Annotated in this window: 18 protein-coding genes; 11 read left to right on the forward strand and 7 right to left on the reverse strand. The window is 71.9% G+C overall.

Going from position 1 to position 21,523, the window contains the following annotated elements:
* The 3 genes from IM767_RS13845 to IM767_RS13855 all read left to right on the forward strand — a co-directional run.
* The coding region (locus tag IM767_RS13845) for a S1C family serine protease (RefSeq protein WP_198425962.1) at positions 1-1,510 on the forward strand (1,510 nt) is incomplete at its 5' end.
* Between the two features lie 47 nt (positions 1,511-1,557).
* Positions 1,558-2,832 (forward strand): CDP-glycerol glycerophosphotransferase family protein, encoded by a 1,275-nt coding sequence (locus IM767_RS13850; protein ID WP_109210762.1) that lies wholly within the window; start codon positions 1,558-1,560, stop codon positions 2,830-2,832.
* Positions 2,829-4,280 (forward strand): CDP-glycerol glycerophosphotransferase family protein, encoded by a 1,452-nt coding sequence (locus tag IM767_RS13855; protein ID WP_109210761.1) that lies wholly within the window; start codon positions 2,829-2,831, stop codon positions 4,278-4,280. The genes IM767_RS13850 and IM767_RS13855 overlap by 4 nt, the downstream gene beginning before the upstream one ends.
* A gap of 16 nt (positions 4,281-4,296) precedes the next feature.
* On the opposite strand, the gene IM767_RS13860 is transcribed toward IM767_RS13855, so the two are convergent.
* Positions 4,297-5,322 carry a glycosyltransferase family 2 protein gene (locus tag IM767_RS13860; protein WP_109210787.1) on the reverse strand — a complete coding sequence of 342 codons (1,026 nt, stop codon included), beginning with the start codon at positions 5,320-5,322 and terminating at the stop codon, positions 4,297-4,299.
* 110 nt (positions 5,323-5,432) lie between these two features.
* Here IM767_RS13860 and IM767_RS13865 point away from each other — a divergent pair, with 110 nt between their 5' ends.
* Positions 5,433-6,713, forward strand: coding sequence for a CDP-glycerol glycerophosphotransferase family protein (locus IM767_RS13865; RefSeq protein WP_109210760.1), 1,281 nt, complete (start codon positions 5,433-5,435; stop codon positions 6,711-6,713).
* A gap of 37 nt (positions 6,714-6,750) precedes the next feature.
* On the opposite strand, the gene IM767_RS13870 is transcribed toward IM767_RS13865, so the two are convergent.
* The 4 genes from IM767_RS13870 to IM767_RS13885 all read right to left on the reverse strand — a co-directional run bounded on the left by IM767_RS13870 (position 6,751) and on the right by IM767_RS13885 (position 10,230).
* Positions 6,751-8,154: a phosphotransferase gene (locus IM767_RS13870; RefSeq protein ID WP_109210759.1), complete on the reverse strand. Its 1,404-nt coding sequence runs from the start codon at positions 8,152-8,154 to the stop codon at positions 6,751-6,753.
* 67 nt (positions 8,155-8,221) lie between these two features.
* The gene (locus IM767_RS13875) at positions 8,222-8,455 is read right to left on the reverse strand and encodes a hypothetical protein (RefSeq protein WP_109210758.1); all 234 of its coding nucleotides are present in this window, start codon (positions 8,453-8,455) and stop codon (positions 8,222-8,224) included.
* Positions 8,456-8,551: 96 nt separating this feature from the next.
* A complete protein-coding gene (locus tag IM767_RS13880; RefSeq protein ID WP_109210757.1) occupies positions 8,552-9,466 on the reverse strand; it encodes a hypothetical protein in 915 nt (304 codons plus the stop codon).
* Positions 9,467-9,537: 71 nt separating this feature from the next.
* Positions 9,538-10,230, reverse strand: a complete 693-nt coding sequence (locus tag IM767_RS13885) for a phosphocholine cytidylyltransferase family protein (RefSeq protein WP_109210756.1) — start codon at positions 10,228-10,230, stop codon at positions 9,538-9,540.
* A gap of 810 nt (positions 10,231-11,040) precedes the next feature.
* Between IM767_RS13885 and IM767_RS13890 the strand changes: the two genes are divergently transcribed.
* Genes IM767_RS13890 through IM767_RS13900 form a run of 3 tightly spaced genes read left to right on the forward strand, consistent with a single transcriptional unit; the run spans position 11,041 to position 13,945 of the window.
* Entirely contained in the window at positions 11,041-12,087 is a 1,047-nt protein-coding gene (locus IM767_RS13890; RefSeq protein ID WP_239453324.1) for an ABC transporter ATP-binding protein, read from the forward strand.
* Positions 12,063-13,628 (forward strand): hypothetical protein, encoded by a 1,566-nt coding sequence (locus tag IM767_RS13895; protein WP_109210755.1) that lies wholly within the window; start codon positions 12,063-12,065, stop codon positions 13,626-13,628. Before IM767_RS13890 ends, IM767_RS13895 begins: the two co-directional genes overlap by 25 nt.
* Before the next feature lie 50 nt (positions 13,629-13,678).
* Positions 13,679-13,945 carry a DUF3039 domain-containing protein gene (locus IM767_RS13900; RefSeq protein WP_109210754.1) on the forward strand — a complete coding sequence of 89 codons (267 nt, stop codon included), beginning with the start codon at positions 13,679-13,681 and terminating at the stop codon, positions 13,943-13,945.
* Between the two features lie 104 nt (positions 13,946-14,049).
* On the opposite strand, the gene IM767_RS13905 is transcribed toward IM767_RS13900, so the two are convergent.
* Positions 14,050-15,408, reverse strand: coding sequence for a nicotinate phosphoribosyltransferase (locus IM767_RS13905; RefSeq protein ID WP_109210753.1), 1,359 nt, complete (start codon positions 15,406-15,408; stop codon positions 14,050-14,052).
* 41 nt (positions 15,409-15,449) lie between these two features.
* Between IM767_RS13905 and murI the strand changes: the two genes are divergently transcribed.
* The 4 genes from murI (at position 15,450) to IM767_RS13925 (ending at position 18,820) form a co-directional block, all read left to right on the forward strand.
* Complete coding sequence (murI, locus tag IM767_RS13910) at positions 15,450-16,301, forward strand: glutamate racemase (RefSeq protein ID WP_109210752.1); 852 nt, start codon at positions 15,450-15,452, stop codon at positions 16,299-16,301.
* A 102-nt stretch (positions 16,302-16,403) separates the two neighbouring features.
* Positions 16,404-17,150, forward strand: a complete 747-nt coding sequence (gene rph, locus IM767_RS13915) for a ribonuclease PH (RefSeq protein WP_109210751.1) — start codon at positions 16,404-16,406, stop codon at positions 17,148-17,150.
* A 17-nt stretch (positions 17,151-17,167) separates the two neighbouring features.
* Positions 17,168-17,824, forward strand: a complete 657-nt coding sequence (rdgB, locus tag IM767_RS13920) for an RdgB/HAM1 family non-canonical purine NTP pyrophosphatase (protein WP_109210785.1) — start codon at positions 17,168-17,170, stop codon at positions 17,822-17,824.
* Between the two features lie 84 nt (positions 17,825-17,908).
* A complete protein-coding gene (locus IM767_RS13925; protein ID WP_109210750.1) occupies positions 17,909-18,820 on the forward strand; it encodes a cation diffusion facilitator family transporter in 912 nt (303 codons plus the stop codon).
* A gap of 31 nt (positions 18,821-18,851) precedes the next feature.
* On the opposite strand, the gene IM767_RS13930 is transcribed toward IM767_RS13925, so the two are convergent.
* A complete protein-coding gene (locus IM767_RS13930) occupies positions 18,852-21,464 on the reverse strand; it encodes an ATP-dependent DNA ligase (RefSeq protein WP_109210749.1) in 2,613 nt (870 codons plus the stop codon).
* Positions 21,465-21,523 lie beyond the last annotated feature (59 nt).

Genomic DNA, 21,523 nt, shown 5'->3' on the forward strand with positions numbered 1-21,523 from the left:
GTGGGCCGCCCAGACCACCGCGTCGGCGCAGCCCACGACGTCGCAGCCCGCGTCGCACGTGCCGTCGGCCGCGCCGGCGCACCCCGCGCCCCCCGTTCCCCCCGCCGGCTACCCGGTCGGCGCCCAGTACGCCCGGCCCCAGGGCTACGCCGGCCAGCCGGCCCCGTACCCGCACTCGTACGCCGGTCAGGCTCCGGGAGCGCCCGCCGCGGGAGCGGCGTTCGGCGTGAACCCCGACACGCAGCCCACCCTGCCGCTCGGCGGCGGCGCTCCGGCCGGTTCGACCGCGACGGCCACCAAGACGCCCAAGAAGCCCACCGGCGCCGGGAAGGTGGTCGGCCTCATCGTGGCCGCAGCCATCGTCGGCGGCGCAGCGGGCCTCGGCGGGGCGTATGCGGGCGTCAGCTGGTTCACGCCCGTCGCCTCGTCGCCGGCCGCCGGCCCTTCCACGGTCACGGTGAACGACACCGACGAGGTGAACCAGACCACCGCCATCGCGGCGAAGGTCGTACCGAGCGTCGTGACGATCGAGGCGGCGAGCTCGAGCGGAGCAGGCACCGGCTCGGGCGTGGTCCTCACCGAGGACGGCTACGTCGTCACCAACACCCACGTCGTCACCCTCGACGGCGCCACCGGCGACGCCGCGGTCCGTGTCACCACGTCGGACGGCCGTGTCTACGACGCCGAGGTGGTCGGCACGGACCCGACGTACGACCTGGCCGTCATCAAGCTCCAGGACGCCGAGGGCCTGACCCCGATCGACTTCGCCGACTCGAGCAAGCTCAACGTCGGCGACACCACCGTCGCGGTGGGCGCGCCGCTGGGCCTGGCCAACTCCGTCACCGAGGGCATCGTCAGCGCACTGAACCGCTCGATCCAGATCGCCTCGTCGGCCGCCCCCGAGGGCGGCGACGAGGACCAGGACCCGCAGGACGAGAACGGTCAGCAGGGACCCTTCCGCTTCGACTTCGGCCAGGGCCAGCAGCAGGGCACGGCGACCGAGAGCATCTCGATCGCGGTCATCCAGACCGACGCCGCCATCAACCCCGGCAACTCGGGCGGCGCGCTCGTCGATTCCGAGGGCAAGCTCATCGGCATCAACGTGGCGATCGCTACGGCGGGCGGCTCGTCCTCCGACGGCTCCGGCTCCATCGGCGTCGGCTTCTCCATCCCGTCGACCATCGTCCAGCGCATCACCGACGAGATCATCGAGAACGGCGAGGCGACCCACGGCCTGCTCGGCGCGAACGTCCAGCCGGCGGCATCCGTGGAAGGATCCACGATCACCGGCGCGTACATCGCGACGGCCGTCGAGGGCGGTGCGGCGGCCGCGGCAGGCCTCCAGGAGGGCGACGTCGTGACGGAGTTCAACGGCGTCCCGATCACCGATGCGACCGATCTCACGGCGCAGGTCCGCGCCGCGGCGGCCGGCAGCGAGGCGGAGGTCACGTACGTCCGCGACGGGAAGAGCCAGACGGTGACGGTCACGCTCGGCACGCTCGAGCCGTAGTCCACACCCCTCGAGGGCGCCATCGCGCGAGCAGGTAGGCTCGCGGGATGGCGTCCTTCTCGTTCGGCGCGGGGAATGCGAAGAAGCTCGCGACGATCCCGCTGTATGCCGCAGGACGCATCTTCACGCTCGTTGTTCCGCGCACCCGCGACGAGTGGGTGTTCGGCTGCGCGGTCGGCATCGGCGACGGCGCCCTCGCGCTCTGGGATGTCGCGGCCGCCGACGGTCGCCGGGCGGTGTGGCTGGTCGCCTCGAAGCGGGAGGCGACGGATGCCGCGGCCCGCGGCATCCCCACCGTCCCGAAGAACTCCCTCCGCGGGCTCTGGCGCACCGCGCGCGCACGCGTCGTCGTCGTGACGCACGGGTTCGGAGACGTGAACCGCTACGCCGTCTCAGGAGCGTTCGTCGTGCAGCTGTGGCACGGGATCCCCCTCAAGCGCATCGGGCTCGACTCCCCGGAGACCCTGCGGCTGCCGGGCGCGGTGGCGCGCACCTCGGCCGCAGCGCCGGTCAGAGGGCTCCTGCGCTCCATGTTCCGCAGCGCGGCGCGACGCATCCGCGTGCTCCCCGCCGCGTCCCACCTGGTGCGCGGGCGGCTGGAGTCCGCGTTCGCGCTGCCAGACGCGAGTGTGCCGGTCACGGGCGAGCCACGCGTCGACGTGCTCTCACGCGGGGAGGCGGACGACAGGCGGGTCGCCGCGCGCGCGGGGATCGGGCGTGCCGTGCCCCGGGCCGATCCGTCGACGCGCTTCGTGCTCTACGCGCCCACCTGGCGCGACGGCGCGGTCGACCCCGCCGTGCCGACGGAAGCCGAGTGGCGGCGCATCGTCGAGGTCCTGACGCGGTACGACGCGACCCTGCTGGTGCGCTCGCACCCGCTGGGGGCGGGGGACTACGCGCCGCCCTTCCCGACGGATCGCGTGCACTCGCTCGGCAGCGACCTCGTCGCCGATGTCACTCCGCTTCTGCCCGGCCTCGACGCGCTGGTCACCGACTACTCGTCGCTCGCCTTCGACGCGGCGCTCGTGCCCCTGCCGACGCTCTTCCTGGCGCCCGACGTCGACGACTACGGGCGTCGGCGCGGCTTCTACGGCACGTACGCCGAGGTGGCCGGAGACGCGTGGGCGCAGGACTGGACAGAGGCGGCCGCGCAGCTGGAGGCCCTCCTCGCAGACGAAGGGGAGCGCGACCGTCGCATCGAGCGGGCCCGCGCGCTCAGCGCGCGGGTGCATGCGTTCCGCGACGGCCGCAATGCCGAGAGGGTGTACCGTGCGATTCTGGCCGGCACGGACGACGCCCGCCCGAGGGAAGGAACCGGATGACCGAGGCGCGCTTCACGACGGAGGGCGGTCCCGCGCTCGTGGTGTCGGGAGATGGGGAGCGGCCCGCATCCGTCGAGATCGTGGGCGCCCGCGCGCGGGTCGCCGCCCGCGTGACCGGCCGAGGCAAGACCTGGAAGGCGACGCTGCCGCTGCGAGCCGCGCGCTGGGGTGGCGCCGAGCTGCCCCTCCCGTCGGGCACGTATCAGGTGCGGATCGCGGATGCCGAGGGCCGAGGCATCCGTCCCCCGCACGACATCCCGCTCGCGCAGCTGGGCACGTTGCGCGCGTCGCTGGACGGCTGGACGCTGCTGATCGGGCCGCCGATCGACCCCGCCTACGACTCGGGGGAGGGGCAGGACGCGCTGGAGCGCCGGTACGCGACGCGGCCGTCTGCCGGCTTCGAGAACGCGGTGTTCTTCGAGAGCTTCTACGGTCGCAACGCCAGCTGCAATCCGCTCGCGATCGATCGCGAGATCGCGCGCCGCGCCCCGGGCGTCACGCGCTACTGGAGCGTGGTCGACCTCTCGGTGGCGGTACCCGAGGGTGCCATCCCCGTCGTCGAGGGGAGCCCCGACTGGTGGCGTGCTCGAGGGGCCGCCCGGCTGCTCGTCGTCAACGACTGGCTGCGCCGCCGCTTCTCACGCCGCAAGGGGCAGGTGGTGCTGCAGACGTGGCACGGCACGCCGCTCAAGCGCCTCGCGCTGCACCGGCCCGGCTTCGATCCGCGACGCACGGCGGCGGTGATCCGCGAGTCGCGCCGGTGGAACATCCTGCTCGCGCAGAACCCGTACGCCGCCCGCATCCTCGGCAAGGCGTACGCGTTCCTCACCCGCCCGGTCTGGGTCGAGGGGTATCCGCGCAACGACGTGCTCAGCACCGGCGACGGCGCGGCCACCCGCGAGGCGCTCGGCATCCGCCCCGAAGAGCGCGTGATCCTCTATGCGCCGACGTGGCGCGACGACCGCGACCAGATCGTGGACTTCGTCGACCCGGTCGCGCTCGCCTCCGCCACGGATGCCGTGGTGCTCGTCCGCGGCCACTCCCGCACGCTGCTCCCCGGACGCGACGCCGAGGGACCCCGCGTGATCGACGTGACCGGCTTCCCCGACACGTCGCTGCTGCTGCTCGTCGCCGACGCGCTGGTGACGGACTACTCGTCGGTGATGTTCGACTACTCGGTCACCGGCAAGCCGATGTACTTCCTCGTGCCCGACATGGAGCACTACCGGGGCGAGCTGCGCGGGTTCTACTTCGATCTCGCCGCCCACGCCCCGGGGCCGATGGTGCGCTCGCAGGAGGAGCTGGTGGCCGCCCTCGCCGATCCCGACCCGTCGGCGCACGCCGCCCGCTATGCGCAGTGGCGGCAGAAGTTCAACGCCCGAGACGACGGCCGTGCCGCCGAGCGGGTCGTCTCCCGCATCCTCGACCAGGGCTTCATCGACGCCTGATCCCGTCGCGGCCCGCTCAGGGCAGCGGCGTGTTGCGGCTGCCCAGGCGGGACGTGTCGACCGTGTCGTGGGCGCCGCCGATCACTCCGAGGAGGAATCCCCAGCCCCACGACAGATGCATGGTCGGCAGCACGGCGGCCGTCCACAGCTTGTCACGCCACCCGCGCCCGCCGCCCGGGCCGATCGCGTAGCCGACGACGAGGACGGCGTACGCGAGCACGGGAAGGTAGACGACGGATGCCGCCACCGCCCACCAGCCCTGCAGCACGCCCGCGAGCTGGAGCACGCCGACGACGACGGCCAGTGCGATCGTCACGACGAGCGCCGGGGGAGCGAAGAACCGCAGCGAGTTGCCTCTGCCGAATCGACGGACGAGCTCACCGCGCCAGCGTCCGGTCGCGGCGAACTGACGTGCCAGGCGGGTCCAGCTCTCGCGCGGCCAGTAGGTGACGGCGAGTGCCGGGTCGAACCAGACCCGGTAGCCGGCGCGGCGGATGCGCAGGTTCAGCTCCCAGTCCTCGCCGCGGCGGATGCTCTCGTCGAAGCCGCCGACCTCGTCGAGCACCGCGCGTCGCATCACGCCGAGGTACGCCGACTCCGCCTCGCCCTCCTGCGTGCCGCCGTGGTAGGCGCCGCCTCCGAGGCCGATGGGGGAGTTGTAGGCGCGCGCCACGGCGCGCTGGAACGGCGTGCGGCCGTCGGCGCGCATCACGCCGCCGACGTTGGCGGCCCGCACCCGGTCGAGGGTCGCGAGGGCTCGGCGGGCGTAGGTGGGGTCGAGCTCGGAGTGCGCGTCGACCCGGACGACGGTGGGGTACCGGCCCGCGTCGATCGCGAGGTTCAGTCCGATCGGGATGTCGGCGGCGGGGTTGTCGATGAGCACGATGCGCTCGTCGTCGCGGGCGAGCTCGCGGGCGAGCTCGGTCGTGCCGTCGGTGGACGGACCGAGCGCGAGGATGATCTCGGTGGGACCCGCGATGTCCTGGCCGAGCACGGTCTCGACCGCCCGGCGGAGGTAGTCGTGCTCGTTGAGCACAGGCATGACGAAGCTCACGCCGGCACCGGGGGGAGGGACCGGAGCGTCCCTGCGCCCGTGTTGCTCGACATGCACGCGTCGATCATGCCATGGGTGCCGCTGGGTAGGCTGGATGCGTGGGTCTGGTCTCGGATGGCAAGAAGGCGGTCAAGCTCGTCAGGAAGGCGGTGCGCAACCGCTCCGCTGTGATCGACGTCCGGCGCACCCTCGCAGCCCGGCCGCAGCATCCGCCCTTCCACTACCGCGTGGCCGTGTATTTCGCCGACGGCGCGGTCAACATGTACCAGATGCGGCAGTGGTACAAGCCTCTGGCGGGCCTTGCCAAGACGTGGCCCGTCGTCGTGCTGAGCCGCGCCGCCACGGGTGCGGAGGCGCTTCTGGCCGACGGCGCACTGCCCGTCGCGTTCGTGCCGACCGTGCGCGACCTCGAGCGCTTCATCGCCAAGCAGGACATCCGCGTGGTGCTCTACGTGAACCAGAACACGCGCAACTTCCAGATGTTCCGCTACGGCCGCCGGTGGCACGTGTTCATCAACCACGGCGAGTCCGACAAGATGTACATGACCACGAACCAGTACAAGGCGTACGACTACGCGATGATCGCGGGCGCCGCCGCGCGCGAGCGCCTGTCGCGCGTGCTGTGGGACTACGACATCGACCGCCGCACGCTCGAGATCGGCCGTCCCCAAGCCGACCACTACTCGGGCACGCTTCCCTACACGCCCGACGACCGCACTGTCGTGCTCTACGCGCCGACGTGGGAGGGCGACCGGCCCTCGGCCCATTACGGCTCGATCGCCACGCACGGCGAAGCCCTCGTGACGGCACTCCTCGCGAGCGGTCGGCACAGGGTGATCTACCGGCCGCACCCCCGTTCCGGCGTCGTGGACCCCGAGTACGGTGCGGCGAACAAGCGGATCATCGCGGCGCTGGCCGCGGCGAACGCAGCCGACCGGTCCGCGCAGCACGTGTACGACCACGGACCGGACCTGGGCTGGCAGCTCGCCGCGGCAGATGTGGCCGTCGTCGACATCTCGGCGATGGTCTACGACCGCCTGGCCGCCGACAAGCCCCTCTTCATCACCCGGCCGGTGGATCCCGCGGCGGCGATCGACACCCACGGCTACCTGTCGGCGTGCGAATGGCTGGATGCCGCGGCCGCGCCCGACATCGTGGCGCAGACCGAGCGGGTGCTGGGCGATCCGGAGGCCGTCGCTCGGCTTGAGCGGTGGGTGACGCACTACTTCGGCGACACGGCCCCCGGCGCCGCGACGGCTCGATTCCACGGGGCCGTCCAGCGCCTCATGGAGGACTGGGATCGCTGGTATGCGCGCTCCGTCGACGAGGGCGAAGACGACGAGCCCGAGGACGAGGCCGAACTCGACGACGAGAGCTGACCCGAGGGCCGGATCGCGAAGCCGGAGGGCGGTGCGGTCAGGCGACGGGCGTGGGCCGCTCGACCAGACGGGCGATCGCCCGCAGCGGGATCGCCACCCACGTGGGCCGGTTTCGGGCTTCGTAGATCGCCTCGTACACCGCCTTGTCGAGCTCGAGGGCTGCCAGGAGCGGATGCCGGGGGTCCAGCCCGCCCCCCGAAGCGGCGGCGTACCCCTCGACGAACGCGCTGCGCGCGCCGCGCGCCCACGCGCGGACGGCGTCGGCGCGATCCGGGTCGCCCAGGCGCAGCGATCCTGCCACGTAGTCGAACGACCGGAGCATGCCCGCCACGTCGCGCAGCGCGAAGTCCGGCTGGGTGCGCTCGGCCATCGGGCGCAGCGGCTCGCCCTCGAAGTCCACGACGATCCAGCCGCGATCGGGCGAGTGCAGCACCTGGCCGAGGTGATAGTCGCCGTGGATGCGCTGGAGCGGCGGCCACGGCACCTCCAGCGCCCGGCGGTAGACCGCGGTGGCCGCTTCGTGCTGACCGGCGATCTCGGGAACCTCGGCGCTCGCGATGGCGAAGCGTCGCTCCCACGTCGCGGCGGTCGCGTCGCGGTCGGCCGCAGTGGGCTTGCGGGTGGGGAAGCAGCCCGCCAGCGACACGTGCACGTGGGCGGTGGCTGCCCCCAGCGCCCGCGCGGGTTCGCGGAAGTCCTCACCGCGTGCGGCGGCGCGCAGCGCGACGCGCCAGGCGTCTTCCACCCCCGGGAGGAACTCCTGCGCCGACGCGAGGGAGCCGCGCACCGTGCCGTGGGCGGTCGAGAGGTCGGGCCAGGTTCCCTCGATCGATCCGACTGGTCGCGGCACATGCGGCGAGCCGGCCGCCGCGAGCGCTTCCTGCAGCTCGATGTCGGGATTCAACCCCGCGTGGAGTTGCCGGTACACCTTGCAGATAACGGGCGTCCCGGCGCCCTCGAAGATCAGCGACGTGTTGGACTGCTCGCCGCTGACCACCCGCGCGACCGGATGCTCGGCGGTGACAGCACCGGGGGACGGTCGCCCGACGGCCGCCGCCTGCGGGCCCTGAGCGGTGCCGCCGCGCGAGATGAGCTCGAGGAGAGCCATCGCGTAGGCGGGATCGAACGGGCCGTCGATGAAGGTGGTCCCCGGGACCGGGCTGCCGATGATGTGGTCGGGGTCGGCGGTGACGGTCTCGGTCGCGCGCTCGACGACGGGGATCTGGTAGAGCACGGCGGGCAGTGCACCCTCGTCGGCGACGAGGAAGGTGCGAACCCGTGCGCGCTCGCCGGGGACGCCACTGCCTTCCAGACCGTGGTGGTCCGGGGCCGCCTCGAGGTCCCACCAGGCGAGCAGCCTCAGGCTCGGAGGCCGCCCTTTCGCGGCGTACCACCGCTGCCGCGGCATCCATGCCGCCAGGCACGCCAGGGTGCTGTCCATACCGTCGAGGGTATGCCCGCCGCTGCGGCGATGTCGAGATGGCGTGAAAGCGTTTGCACGGATCGGGCTACTCGCCCTCGCCGGACTCCTGGTGCTCGGCGATCTCCACCACGGGAGCGACCGGGATCACGATGGACTCGACGGCGCCGCCGCCCAGCCCGCTCTCGCCGAACCCGAGCCCGCCGAGATCGGAGGTGGCGGCATCCGTCAATCGCTCCGCCGCCGTCTCGCCGCGCGCGGGTTCCGACGGGAGTCCGGCCCACTCGACGGGTTCCTCGGGAAGCTTGCTGAACATGCCCATACCGCCATTCTGACCCCGCCGGCGGCGGTCGGCACCCCTCGTCGGCAAGCACTTCTCGCCGTCTTCGGCGCGGAACCGAGCGCGCGGGAAGGAGCCTCAGTCGGCGGGCGGGGCCTCGAGCTGCGGATCCGGCTTCTTCCGCCGCACCGCCTTGCCGACCGCACTCGTCCCGCGCGTGACACCGCCGACGACGATCTCGCCGGCGCGCCGGATCCCTCGCCCCGCGACGCGCTCGATGCGGTCCGAACCCGGCCGCGGCTCGAGCTCCTCGGGCAGAACCACCGGCGGCGCGCCGAAGGCGCGCCGCGAACCGACGAGCACCCTTCTGCCGAGGATGTTGTTGCCCGCGCCGCCGATCGCCGCACCGATGCCGAAGGGCAGCGCCTTGCCGATCCACGAGGCGCCGCCGCGCGCGGCGAACTGCCGGATGAATGTCGACTTCAGTCGATCCACGAGCGGGCCGACGGCCGCGCGGGGCAGCGACTTCGTGACGAGCTCACCCCAATACGATGACCGCGACGGCCCGCGGCCCGCGGCCTGCCCGGCGAGCTGGGCGACCAGGTCGACGCCCTCTTTGCCCAGCATCAGGGTGAGCACCAGAGCGCGGGCTCGGTCAGGGTCCGACACCGGGATGCCGTGCACCTCCGTCACCGACTGGGCGAAGAGCGTCGTGGCCTCGAGGAAGGCGACGGTCTCCACGCCGCTGAGCGCAAGGGTGACGCCGGTCCCGATCCCCGGCACGACGGCCGTCGCACCCACCGCGGCGCCGCCGGTGGTGACGGCTGCGAGGTAGCGGCGCTCGAGGATGCGAACGATGTCGGCGGGGGAGGCGTCCGGGTGCCTCAGCCTGATGCTGCGAAGATGCGCGAGCACGACGGGGCGCTGGATGGCGAGCACGCGGTCGAGCGCCCGGATCGTGAACGGATGCTCCTCCGAGCCCGTGGGCGGCAGCCCGCCCTGCCACGGGGAGTCCCCGGGGAGCGAGTGGATGCGGTGCACCTTGTCGGTCATCGGGGTGATCCTATGTCGCCGGAAGACGAAGACGGCCGGGGTTGACACCCCGGCCGCCATTCGCGCAGTGATCAGACGAAGAGGTTCGCCCGCTCGAGGTCTTCGGCGAAGTCCACCTCGACGGCGTACAGGTCCGAGATGTCGAGGGGCTCGAGCAGCACGCCGTCTTCGGCGATCGCGAGCTCGAGTCCGCGCTCGAAGTAGTCCTGGTCGTCGACGCGGGTCAGGTGGCGCATGAACGCCTTCTTGTCGCGGCTCGAGACGTAGTTGATGCCGACGGCCTCGCCGATGCCGCCCTTGACGGTCTTCGAGAGCTCCTTGATGTAGCCCTCGGTCGTGACGGTGTACTTGACCTCTTCGTCGCTCACCTTGGAGGTGTTGACGGTGACGAACGACTGATCGCGCTCGATGAGCTCGATCGCGCGCCCGAGAACCCGCGGGTCGAACACGACGTCGCCGTTCATCCACAGAACGCCGCCCTTGCCGGTCTTGGCGAGGGCCCGCAGCAGGCTCTTGGAGGTGTTGGTCTGGTCGTAGCGGTCGTTGTAGACGTAGTCGACGTCGGGGAACGCCTCGACGATGGTCTCGGCGCGGTAGCCCACGACGGTGGTGATCTTGGCGTCGCGACCGAAGGCGGCACGGATGTTGTCGTGCTGCTGCTGCATGATGCTGCGGCCGTCGCTGAGCTCGGTGAGGGGCTTCGGAAGGCTGCGTCCGAGACGCGAGCCCATTCCGGCTGCGAGGATGACGGTCTGAAGGGTCAAAGTCTGCTCCTGAAGTGCGTGATTCACTGCCGGTTCACCGGCGCGACACCCCTTCGTGCCTCGACCATGGTAGCGATGAGGGCTGAGAAGGTGCAGAATGATGGCCCCCCGTTGCCGATTCGTGACATAACGCGAATGCCGCGACGCGGCGACACGAACTGCCACGCCATCAGGCCCACTTGATACGTTGGATCGGTGACAGCCTCCCTCCCGGTGCCGAACGACATCGATCCGGAAGAGCCGGACCGTCACTCCAGTGCGCGTGTCGTGCGACTCGCAGACACGGTGTCACCGGCTCCCGACAAACCTCGCCGCGCCCCGCGCAAACCGCGGTCCGACAGCGGGGGCAAGAACCCGCCGCGAAAGAAACGCCCCGCCGCGGCGTCCGCTCCGAAGGCGGAAGCCGAGGCGGAGGCCCGAGGCGTGGGGACGCCGGAGGACGCTGCGACGCCCGAGGCGCCCGCGACGTCCGAGGCGCCCGCGACGTCCGACCCGCAGAAGACGGACTCCGGTTCGCCCGTGCCGGCCGAGGCCCGGACCGCGTCCCGCCCGGACGAGGAGTCCGCCCCGCAGACCTCCACGGAGCCTGCCGCGCCGGTCGACCCGCCGGTGGCGGTGCCTCCGGCACCCGGACCGCCGCCGCCCCTTCCCAGCGATCTGCAGCGAGCCGCCAGCGCCGCCGCAGACATCGTCGTCCCCCCGCGACCGCCGCTCCCGCCCGTCGCCGCGCCGGCCCCTGAACAGGAAGCCGCGTCGACGCCGGAGAACGAGCCTCTTGCCGAAAACGCGCCGGTAGTCGATGCTGAGCCCGTGATCGAGCCCGCGCCCGCGGTCGAACCCGCGCCCGTGGCCGAGCCCGTGGCAGCGTCGGTGGCCGTCGCGCCGACGACGACCGATCCCACGGTCGCGCCCGAACCGACCGCCGAGACGGATGCCGCCGAGCCGCAGGAGCTCGTCGCTCCGGTCGTCGCGCCGGAGGCATCCCGCGACACGACCACCGCGATCCTGGCACCGGCTCCCGCGGTCGCGGCCGTCATCGACGAAGCTCCTGGCGAGGCATCCGTCGCGCTCGCGCCCGCGCCCGCCCCGGCGACCGCCGGCGACGCGCTCGTGCTGCGCGGCGTGACCAAGCGGTTCGGCAGCACGCCGGCCGTCGACGGCATCGACCTCACGATCCCCGCCGGCACGTTCTACGGCCTCGTCGGACCCAACGGCGCAGGCAAGACGACGACCCTCTCGATGATCGCGGGACTGCTCGAGCCCGATCGCGGCACGATCCACGTCGGAGGAGTGGATGCCGCGGCCAAGCCGCTCGCGGCCAAGAAGCTCATGGGCGTCCTCCCCGATCGGCTGCGCACCTTCGACCGGCTCACCGGCCGCCAGCTGCTCTACTACTACGGCGTCCTGCGCGGCCTGCCGCCCGCGGTCGTCGAGAGCCGCACCGTCGATCTCGCACGCGCCTTCGACCTCGAGGATGCGCTGGGTCGCAGCGTGTCGGACTACTCGGCCGGCATGCTCAAGAAGGTGATGCTCGCGGGCGCGCTGATCCACTCGCCGCGCCTGCTGGTGCTCGACGAGCCATTCGAGGCCGTGGACCCCGTCTCCAGCGCGATCATCCTCGACATCCTCTCCACCTACGTCGCGCACGGCGGCACGGTGATCCTCTCGAGCCACGGCATGGAGCTCGTCGAGCGCGTCTGCACGCGCGTCGCCGTCATCGTCGCCGGTCAGGTGCTCGCCGAGGGCACGGTCGACGAGGTACGCGGCGAGCTGACGCTCGAGCAGCGCTTCGTCGAACTGGCCGGGGGCCTCAGCGACGTGGAGGGCCTCGAGTGGCTGCACACGTTCTCCGACTGAGGATCGCCCTGCTCCTGGGCACGTTCCGCGGCGAGGCCCGACATGTCGTGCGGGTGGTGGCGGTCCTGTTGATCGTCGTGGCAGGAACGGCGGCCGCCTGCTGGGCGTTGCTGACGCTGGGGGAGGCGCGGACCGACGAGACGCTCGCGGTCACCGTGCTGGGAGGCTCTGCGATCACTCTCGGCTTCGCCCTCGCACCCCTGTTCGGCGCGGCGGAGGATCCGCTCGACCCGCGGCGATTCGCCCTGTTCGGGCTGTCGCGCGGGAGTCTCGCCGTCGTGCTGGCCTTCGCCGGGCTCCTCAGCGTGCCGATCCTCGTGCTCCTGGCGATCGCGATCTGCTCCGCGGTCGTGTGGTCCGATCACGGCGTCCCGGTCGCCGCCGGCGTCCTGAGCGTCGTTCTCGGCGTGCTCACGTGCTCGCTGCTGGCCCGCGTCTGCATGGCGCTCGCATCGCTGTTCCTCCGCGAGAGGCGCTCCCGTGAGCTCTCCGGTGTGTTCGTGCTCGTGGTGCTGGTCGTGGTGGTTCCCGTCGGCGTCTTCCTCGCGTCGCTCGAATGGGAGGGCAGCGTCCCTCCGCAGCTCCTGGAGGCGGTGGACTGGCTGGCCATCACGCCGATCGGTGCGGCCTGGGCCATCCCGGGCATGGTCGCCGAGGGCGGCGACGTCTGGCTCTCGATCGGCGTGGCGTCGGCGACGGTCGTCGTGCTGGCTCTGCTCTGGGCCTGGGCGGTCAAGCGCCTCCTCACGACGACCGAGCGTCCGAGCACCGGTCGCGAACGCGGCGGTCTCGGCTGGTTCGGAGTCGCGCCCGGAACGCCGGGCGGCGCGATCGCGGCCCGCAGCCTCCTGTACTGGTTCGGCGACCGACGGTACGTCGTGAACGGGCTCGTCATCCCCTTCGCCGCGGTGATCACCGCGGTGCCCCTTCTGATCGCCGGTGTGCCACCCGAACTGGTCGCGCTCGTGCCGGTGCCGTTCGCGGCGCTCTTCCTCGGCTGGCTCCCGCACGACGACCTCGCGTACGACTCGACAGCCGTCTGGATGCACATCGCCAGCGGCGTGCGCGGGATCTCCGACCGCGTCGGCCGGCTCGTCCCCGTGCTGCTCGTCGGCGTCCCGCTCCTCGCCGTGGCCATTCCGGTCGCGACGGTGCTGCACGGCCGCTGGGCGATGCTGCCGGCTCTCACAGGCGTCTGCGCTTCGCTGTTCTTCGCGGGACTGGGGCTGTCCAGTATCTCCTCGGTGGTGGCGCCGTACGCGGTCTCTCGTCCGGGCGAGAGCCCGTTCCAGCAGCCGCAGCGCACGAGCTCGAGCGGCGCCGTCGCCCAGGGGCTGGTGATGCTCGGCGCGATCGTCGTCTCGGCCCCGGTGCTGTGGTGCGGCTGGCTCGCGCTGCGCGGAGACACGGATGCCGCCACCACCGCCCTGTGGGGCGGCCTGGCCATCGGACTGGGCGTGCTGGTCGTCGGCATCGGCATCGGGTCGATCGTCTTCGAGCGGCGCGGCGGTCGCCTCATGGAGTTCGCCGAGGCCACCTGAGCGTCCGTCACCGGCCCGGCGAGCGCTCGCCACGGCTACACTGGCAGACCATGAGCACCCCGCTGGACAGCCCCGACCAGGGCGGCATCGCGACCCTTGATCGCGAGCTCGAAGAGCTCCTCAAAGAAGAGAACATCGAGCCGGGTGACCACGAGCGCTTCTCGCATTACGTCAAGAAGGACAAGATCCTCGAGTCCGCTCTGACGGGCAAGCCGGTGCGCGCGCTATGCGGCAAGAAGTGGACTCCCGGTCGCGATCCCGAGAAGTTCCCGGTCTGCCCGACCTGCAAAGAGATCTACGAGTCGCTCCAGGGCTGATCGCTCGGGCAGGCGCAGCGACCGAGGCTGATCGCCTCGTCGGGCTCGGCGACCGAGGCCGGTCGCTTCGACAGGTTTTGCGCCTGAGGCTGATCGAGTAGGGCTCAGCGACCCGGCTCGGCGTCGGTGTACACCGTGGGGATCGCCGGGTCCGAGCGGCTGAGGGCGAGAGCGCGCACCGGGAGCTCCTCGCGCACGCGCGAGTGATGGACGCGAGCCGCCTCGACGCCCGCGGCGCCCTCGTACGCGGCATCCGGTTCGCCGTCGACGACGAGCGGCACCTGGAGCGGCCGGGCATCCGGGTGCGACGTGCCGGTCTCGAGGTCCTCGAAGCCGTCCGACACCACGATCAGCTCGCTGGTCGCCGTCCCCGCGTCGAGGGTGCGGAAGGCCGCCTTCCGGCCGCCCTTGGACCCCTTGTCGGTCGACGCCTTCGCGACGGCGACCCAGCCGCCATCGGCATCCTGACGGGCCACGAGCTTGTAGACCATGCCGGCGGTGGGGGTGCCCGACCCTGTCACGACCGAGGTGCCGACGCCGTAGGCGTCGACGGGCGACGCGGCGAGAGCCGCGATGGCGTACTCGTCGAGATCGCTGGTCACCGTGATGCGGGTGCCGGTCGCTCCGAGCTCGTCGAGCTGGGCGCGCACCTCGGCGGCGACCGTCGGCAGGTCGCCCGAGTCGATCCGCACCCCGCCGAGCCCGGTGCCGGCCACCCTGACGGCGGTCTCGACCCCGGTGCGGATGTCGTACGTGTCCACGAGGAGCGTCGTCTCGACCCCCAGCGCCTCGATCTGCGCGCGGAAGGCGTCCTCCTCGGTGTCGTGCAGCAGGGTCCATGAGTGTGCGGCCGTGCCCATGGTGGGGATGCCCCAGCACCGGCCGGCCTCGAGGTTCGACGTCGCGCCGAACCCGGCGATGTACGCGGCGCGGGCAGCGGCGACGGCGGAGGCCTCGGCCGCCCGCCTCGAGCCCATCTCGGCCAGCGGCCGGTCGCCCGCCGCGATGCTCATGCGTGCCGCGGCGGTCGCCACGGCGGAATCGTGGTTGAGCACGCTCAGCGCCAAGGTCTCCAGCACGACCGCCTCCGCGAACGTGCCCTCGATGGTGAGGATGGGCGAGCCGGGGAAGTACAGCTCGCCCTCGCGGTAGCCGGTGACCGAGCCCGTGAACCGGTAGCCCTCGAGGAAGTCGAGGGTCGCGGCATCCACCACGTTCTCATCGCGCAGGTAGCGCAGCTCGTCGTCGCCGAAGCGGAAGTCGCGGATCAGCGCCAGCAGACGGCCGGTGCCGCCGACGACGCCGAACCGCCGCGCGCCCGGGAGACGGCGGCCGAACAGCTCGAAGACGCATCTGCGATGTGCCGTGCCGTCGCGCAGCGCGGCGTCGACCATCGTGAGCTCGTAGCGGTCCGTCAGCAGGGCGGTCGAGGCGGTCCCGCGCGAAGCGTGCCCATGGGTCATGCGGGCCAGCCTAGTGAGCGCCTGGCGTAGGCTGGGGCATCGTGACCCTTGGACCGGCTGAGAACGGCGCCGACGCGCCGATCGGGATCTTCGACTCCGGTGTCGGCGGGCTCACCGTCGCGCGGGCGGTCTCGGCGCTCCTGCCGCAGGAGTCCATCCTGTACATCGGCGACACGGCCCGCTCCCCGTACGGCCCGAAGCCGATCGCGGACGTCCGCCGGTACGCGCTCGAGGTGCTCGACGACCTCGTGGCACAGGGCGTCAAGATGCTCGTGATCGCGTGCAACACAGCGTCTTCGGCGATGCTGCGCGACGCGCGCGAACGCTACGACGTCCCCGTGGTCGAGGTGATCAACCCCGCAGTGCGCACGGCGATGTCGACGACCCGCAACGGGCGTGTGGGCGTGATCGGCACGGCCGGCACCATCAGCTCGGGCGCCTACCAGGACATGCTCGGCGTGAACGAGCGCCTCACCGTGTTCGCGCAGGCGTGCCCCCGGTTCGTGGAGTTCGTCGAGGCCGGCGTCACCGGCTCGCCGGAAGTGCTCGCGGTCGCCGAGGAGTACCTCGCGCCGCTGCGCCACGCGGGCGTCGACACCCTCGTCCTCGGCTGCACGCACTACCCGTTCCTGGAGGGGGCGATCAGCTACGTCATGGGGCCGGACGTGAGTCTCGTCTCCAGCGACACCGAGACCGCGAAGGACGTCTACCGTCAGCTGGTCTCGCGCAACCTGCTCGCGGGGACGGATGCCGCGCCCCGCCACGTCTACGAGGCCACCGGCGCGTCCGCCGACGAGTTCCTCAACCTCGCCCACCGGCTGATGGGCCGCGAGGTGAGCTCCGTCCGGCTCGTGCAGACCGGCGCCATCGACCTGCCGACCCGCCTCGGCTGAGGCATCCGTGTCCCACTTTTCACGAAGCGTGTCCCGATTTCGCTCAGTCCGGCGGTCCCGGAGCGACCGGAATCGGGACACGCTCACCGTAGGAGGAGAGAAATGACCGACATCACCCGCGCCGACGGCCGTTCCGTCGACCAGCTGCGTCCGATCACGATCGAGCGGGGCTGGTCGAAGCAGGCCGAGGGCTCCGCGCTCATCTCGTTCGGGAACACGAAGGTGCTGTGCACGGCGTCGTTCACCAACGGCGTGCCGCGGTGGCTCACCGGCAAAGGCAAGGGCTGGGTCACCGCCGAGTACGCGATGCTGCCTCGCGCCACGAACGACCGCAACGACCGCGAGAGCGTGAAGGGCAAGATCGGCGGCCGCACCCACGAGATCTCGCGCCTCATCGGGCGCGCGCTCCGCGCCGTCGTCGACACCAAGGCCCTCGGTGAGAACACGATCGTGATCGACTGCGACGTACTCCAGGCCGACGGCGGCACCCGGACGGCGGCGATCACGGGCGCGTACGTCGCGCTCGCGGACGCAATCGAGTGGGGTCGCGGCAAGAAGTTCATCGGGCAGAAGGCGCAGGTTCTCTTCGACTCCGTCTCGGCGGTGTCGGTGGGCATCATCGACGGCGAGCCGATGCTCGACCTCGCATACGTCGAGGACGTCCGCGCCGAGACCGACATGAACGTCGTCGTGACCGGGCGCGGCCTGTTCGTCGAGGTGCAGGGCACCGCCGAGGGCGCCCCGTTCGACAAGCGCGAGCTCGACGCGCTCCTCGAGCTCGGCGTGAACGGCTGCGCCGATCTGCGCGACATCCAGCTCGCCGCGCTCTCCGCGGACGGCGCCGCGTGACCGCGCACCCCGAGGAGATGGCCGACGTCGTCGCGGCGATCGAGGCGGAGTCCGCGGCGACGGGCGGCGATCTGCCGCAGATCGTCCTCGCCACCCACAACCGGCACAAGGTCGAGGAGTTCCAGGCGATCGTCGCCGCGACCCGCCCCGACCTGATCGTCGTGGCCTATGACGGCCCCGAGCCGGTGGAGGACGGCATCACGTTCGCCGAGAACGCGCTCATCAAGGCGCGCGCGGCGGCCGAGCACACCGGGCTCCCGGCGCTCGCGGACGACTCCGGCATCTGCGTCGACGTGCTCGGGGGAGCCCCCGGCGTGTTCTCGGCGTACTGGGCGGGGCACGCGAAGGACGCCGCGGCCAACCTGAACCTGCTGCTCGACCAGCTCTCCGACATCCGCGACCCGCACCGCACCGCGCAGTTCGTCTCCACCATCGCGCTCGTCGTGCCTGGCGACGCCTCGCGGGAGAGCGTCGTGGAGGGCGTGTGGCCGGGACGTCTCGCGACCGCACCGGCGGGCGAGGGCGGCTTCGGATACGACCCGATCTTCGTGCCGGACGGGCAGCCTGAGGGTGAGCAGCGCACGGTCGGCGAGTGGACTTCGCTGCAGAAGAACGCGGAGTCCCATCGGGCCCGTGCGTTCGAGGCGCTGGGGCCGCTGCTGGCCGATCTCTGAGCACCGGTGGGAGTGAGAATCACGATCATTCCCGACTAGGCGAAGTGCGCCTTCCCCAGGCGGCGACGGGCTTAGCCTGAGGTCATGCACGACCACGCGCCGACAGGGATCCGAGCGGCGGGCAACCGCCGCCTGCTCGCGATCTCGCTGGCGATCACCGCCACCGTCATGGTGGTGCAGATCGTCGGGGCGGCGCTGTCGGGATCCCTCGCGCTCCTCGCCGACGCCGCGCACATGTTCACGGATGCCGCGGCCCTGGTCATCGCCCTCATCGCGAGCACCGTCGCAGCCAGACCCGCGAACGACCGTCGCACGTTCGGCTACCAGCGCGCCGAGGTGTTCGGTGCCCTGGTCAACGGCGTCATCCTCATCGTGCTGGCGGTGTGGGTCGCCGTCGAGGGCGTCTCGCGACTGATGAAGCCCGGCGAGACCGAGATCGCCGGCGGTCTCATGCTCGTCGTCGCGATCGTCGGACTCCTCGCCAACGCGGTCGCCCTGTGGCTGCTGAGTGCGGCGCAGCGGCGGAGCCTCAACGTGCGAGGCGCGTATCTCGAGGTCCTGGGTGATCTCATCGGTTCGGCCGCCGTGATCGTCGCGGCGGTCGTCGTCATCACCACGGGATGGGATCAGGCCGATGCCGTCGCGTCGCTGCTCATCGCGGCCATGATCGTGCCGCGCGCGTTGCGGCTGCTCGGTGAGGTGATGTCGGTGCTCGCAGAATCGGCGCCGAAGGGCACGCACGTGCGCGAGATCCGCGATCACATCCTCTCGACCCCCGGTGTCGTCGACGTGCACGACGTGCACGTCTGGCAGCTCACCCGCGGTGCTCCGGTGTTCACCGCCCACGTCGTCGTCGACGACGCCGCGCTGGCCGACGGACGGGCCGCCGGCATCCTGAGCGGTCTGCAGGACTGCCTGTCGCAGCACTTCGACGTGGAGCACTCGACGTTCCAGCTCGAGCCCGCCGGCCACGTCGAGCACGGCGCCCACACCTGAGCCGCCCTCGCCCGCGGTGCGAGCCCGGCAGTCAGTCCTCCCGTCGCACCTCGGCGGGCGATTTATCGGGACGCAGCCCGCGCCAGCGCGGGTGGCGGAGGATGCCACCGGGCGTGAACTCGCCGTACTCCACCTCGCCGACGAGCTCCGGGCGCACCCACAGCGCGTCGCGGGCGTCGAGCGGCGGCACCCCGACGAGCGGATTCCGGTCGATCCGGAGCGGGGTCAGCTTCTTCATGAGGGTGCGCAGCGTCGAGTCGCTGAACCCCGAGCCGACGCGGCCGGCGTACTGCAGGCCGTCGGTGCCGGGGATGCCCAGCAGCAGCGAGCCGAACGTGCTGCTGCGTCCGCCCTTGCCGGGGCGGATGCCGGCGATCACGACCTCCTGCGTGCGGGTGAGCTTGACCTTGAGCCACGATTCCGACCGCCCGCCGCGCACGTAGCGCGAGGAGGGATCCTTCACGACGATCCCCTCCAGCCGCAGCTGCTCGCTCGTGTCGAGGGCGGCGTCGACGTCGTCGAACGCCGGCGGGACGGCGATCGGATCGACGGATGCCTCGGCCACCGCCTCCAGCACATCCCGGCGTTCGCGGAGGGCAAGGTCGGCGAGGTCGTCGCCGTCGTGCGAGAGCACGTCGAACAGGTAGTAGCGCACCGGGGTGCGGCGCGCTTCGCGCGCGATGTCTCCGGCGCGCTCGAGGTTCATGCGCGTCTGGAGCAGCGGGAAGCTGGGTCGGCCGTCGGGCTCCAGCGCGACCAGCTCGCCGTCGACCACGCACGGCTCGGCACCCAGTCCGGCGTCGACCGCGGTGAGCTCCGGGTAGCGGTGCGTGACCTCGTTGCCGCTGCGGGCGAACAGGCGCAGCCGGGCACCGTTCCACACGCCCACCGCCCGGATGCCGTCCCACTTCATCTCGACCCACGCGTGCTCGTCCCACTGCTCCGCGTCCTGCCGCGCCCGATCCGGCGTCGCCGAGGTGGCGAGCATCGGGCGCAGCGACTCCAGGTGGAGCGGGGCATCCGTCCGGCGCTCGGCCGTGTCAACGACCTCAGGTGATTTCGCGGACGCAGGACGATCGGCCGTGGAATCTCCTGCGCCGGTGAGATCACCTGATCTCGTACCCGTCCGCGGCTGCGCGTCCCCCGCCACCGCACGTCGGCCGCGACCGGCCCGGGCGGCCGCTGCGCGCGGCTCGTCGGCCTGCGGGCTGGGCTCGACGACGACACCGTCCGGCTGCGGCCGGCCCTCGGCATCCGTCTTCATCCGATGCAGCAGCCAGCTCGACTTCTCACCCTCGCCCCCGGTGCGGATGAGGGCCAGCCGCACGCGGCCGAGCGGGCCGCCCGGCCGCCCTTCGAGCGTTGCGATGACCTCGTCGTCGCGCCACTTCTCGAGGTCGTAGCGGCCGTCGTCCCAGATGGTGACAGTCCCACCGCCGTACTCGCCGGCGGGGATCGTGCCCTCGAACGTCGCGTACTCCATCGGGTGGTCCTCGGTCATGATGGCGAGGTTGTTGCGCTTGTACGAGTGGGGAACGCCCCGCGGCACCGCCCAGCTCACCAGCACGCCGTCGTGCTCGAGGCGGAAGTCCCAGTGCAGAGCCGTCGCGTGGTGCTCCTGGATGACGAAGCGCGGGCGCTCACCAGTCGGCGTCGTGCCCAGTGGGTTCGCAGGCACGGGCTCGGGCGTGCGGTCGGCGCTCCGCTTGGAGATGTAGGCCGACAGCGGCCCCGATTCGGCTTCGCGTCCACCCGCGTGAAAGCCCAGTGCGGCCATGGGGTCGCCGCCCGTCTCGATCCGTTCGAGCACCTCGGTGAACTCCAGGTGCCGCAGCCCCGGCTCGTCGAGCTCCTCCCACGTGCGCGGCGCGGCGACGGTGGGGTGCACCCGGCCCCGCAGCGAGTACGGTGCGATCGTCGTCTTCGAGCCGTTGTTCTGGCTCCAGTCGATGAGCACCTTGCCGTGCCGCTCGGACTTCTTCATGCTGCTGACCACGAGGTCGCGATGATCCGCCTCGATCGCGCGAGCGAGCTCGTTCGCGAGCGCGGATGCCTGCTCGGTGGACTGGCCGGGCGGCAGGGCGGTGTACAGGTGGATGCCCTTGCTGCCGCTGGTGACCGGGTACGGCTCGAGGCCCATGCCGACGAGGATCGCGCGTGCCCAGCCGGCCACCACCGCGCACTCGGCGAGCCCCACGCCCGGACCCGGATCCAGGTCGAGCACCAGCCGATCGGCCGGGCCGCGGTCGCCGTCCGGCGCGAAGCGCCACTGCGGCACGTGCAGCTCGAGGCTCGCGACCTGCGCGAGGTAGACGAGCGTCGGCACGTCGCCGACCAGCGGGTACTCCTTGGTTCCCGTGGAGTGGGGCATCGGCATCCGTCTCACCCACGACGGCGCGCCGCGCTCGAGATCCTTCGCGAAGAAGACCATCCCGGGGTCGTCTGCGGTGCCGACGCCGTCGGGCCAGCGCTTGCGGGTGACCGGCCGGCCCACGACGTGCGGGATCAGCACCTCGGCGACTCGCGAGTAGTAGTCGATCACCTCGCCCTTGGTGGTGCCCGTCTCGGGATAGAGCACCTTGTCGAGGTTGGTGATGCGCAGGCGGCGCCCGCCGATGCGCACCAGCTGCTCGTCGCCCGCCATGGGCTCAGAGTATCGGCGCCGCGATGCGCAAGGGGTGGCCCGGTGTCGGCGCACTGGTG

Source organism: Microbacterium ureisolvens (assembly GCF_015278315.1).
Taxonomy (GTDB): Bacteria; Actinomycetota; Actinomycetes; order Actinomycetales; family Microbacteriaceae; genus Microbacterium; species Microbacterium ureisolvens.

Excerpts from the sequence above, each read along its gene's own strand:
- rdgB (WP_109210785.1), top strand. The coding sequence starts at position 17,168 with ATGGCCGACGTCGTCGCGGCGATCGAGGCGGAGTCCGCGGCGACGGGC.
- IM767_RS13880 (WP_109210757.1), bottom strand. The coding sequence starts at position 9,466 with ATGACCGACAAGGTGCACCGCATCCACTCGCTCCCCGGGGACTCCCCG.
- IM767_RS13875 (WP_109210758.1), bottom strand. The coding sequence starts at position 8,455 with ATGGGCATGTTCAGCAAGCTTCCCGAGGAACCCGTCGAGTGGGCCGGA.
- IM767_RS13855 (WP_109210761.1), top strand. The coding sequence starts at position 2,829 with ATGACCGAGGCGCGCTTCACGACGGAGGGCGGTCCCGCGCTCGTGGTG.
- IM767_RS13850 (WP_109210762.1), top strand. The coding sequence starts at position 1,558 with ATGGCGTCCTTCTCGTTCGGCGCGGGGAATGCGAAGAAGCTCGCGACG.
- rph (WP_109210751.1), top strand. The coding sequence starts at position 16,404 with ATGACCGACATCACCCGCGCCGACGGCCGTTCCGTCGACCAGCTGCGT.
- IM767_RS13925 (WP_109210750.1), top strand. The coding sequence starts at position 17,909 with ATGCACGACCACGCGCCGACAGGGATCCGAGCGGCGGGCAACCGCCGC.
- IM767_RS13900 (WP_109210754.1), top strand. The coding sequence starts at position 13,679 with ATGAGCACCCCGCTGGACAGCCCCGACCAGGGCGGCATCGCGACCCTT.
- IM767_RS13870 (WP_109210759.1), bottom strand. The coding sequence starts at position 8,154 with ATGGACAGCACCCTGGCGTGCCTGGCGGCATGGATGCCGCGGCAGCGG.
- IM767_RS13860 (WP_109210787.1), bottom strand. The coding sequence starts at position 5,322 with ATGCCTGTGCTCAACGAGCACGACTACCTCCGCCGGGCGGTCGAGACC.
- IM767_RS13930 (WP_109210749.1), bottom strand. The coding sequence starts at position 21,464 with ATGGCGGGCGACGAGCAGCTGGTGCGCATCGGCGGGCGCCGCCTGCGC.
- IM767_RS13905 (WP_109210753.1), bottom strand. The coding sequence starts at position 15,408 with ATGACCCATGGGCACGCTTCGCGCGGGACCGCCTCGACCGCCCTGCTG.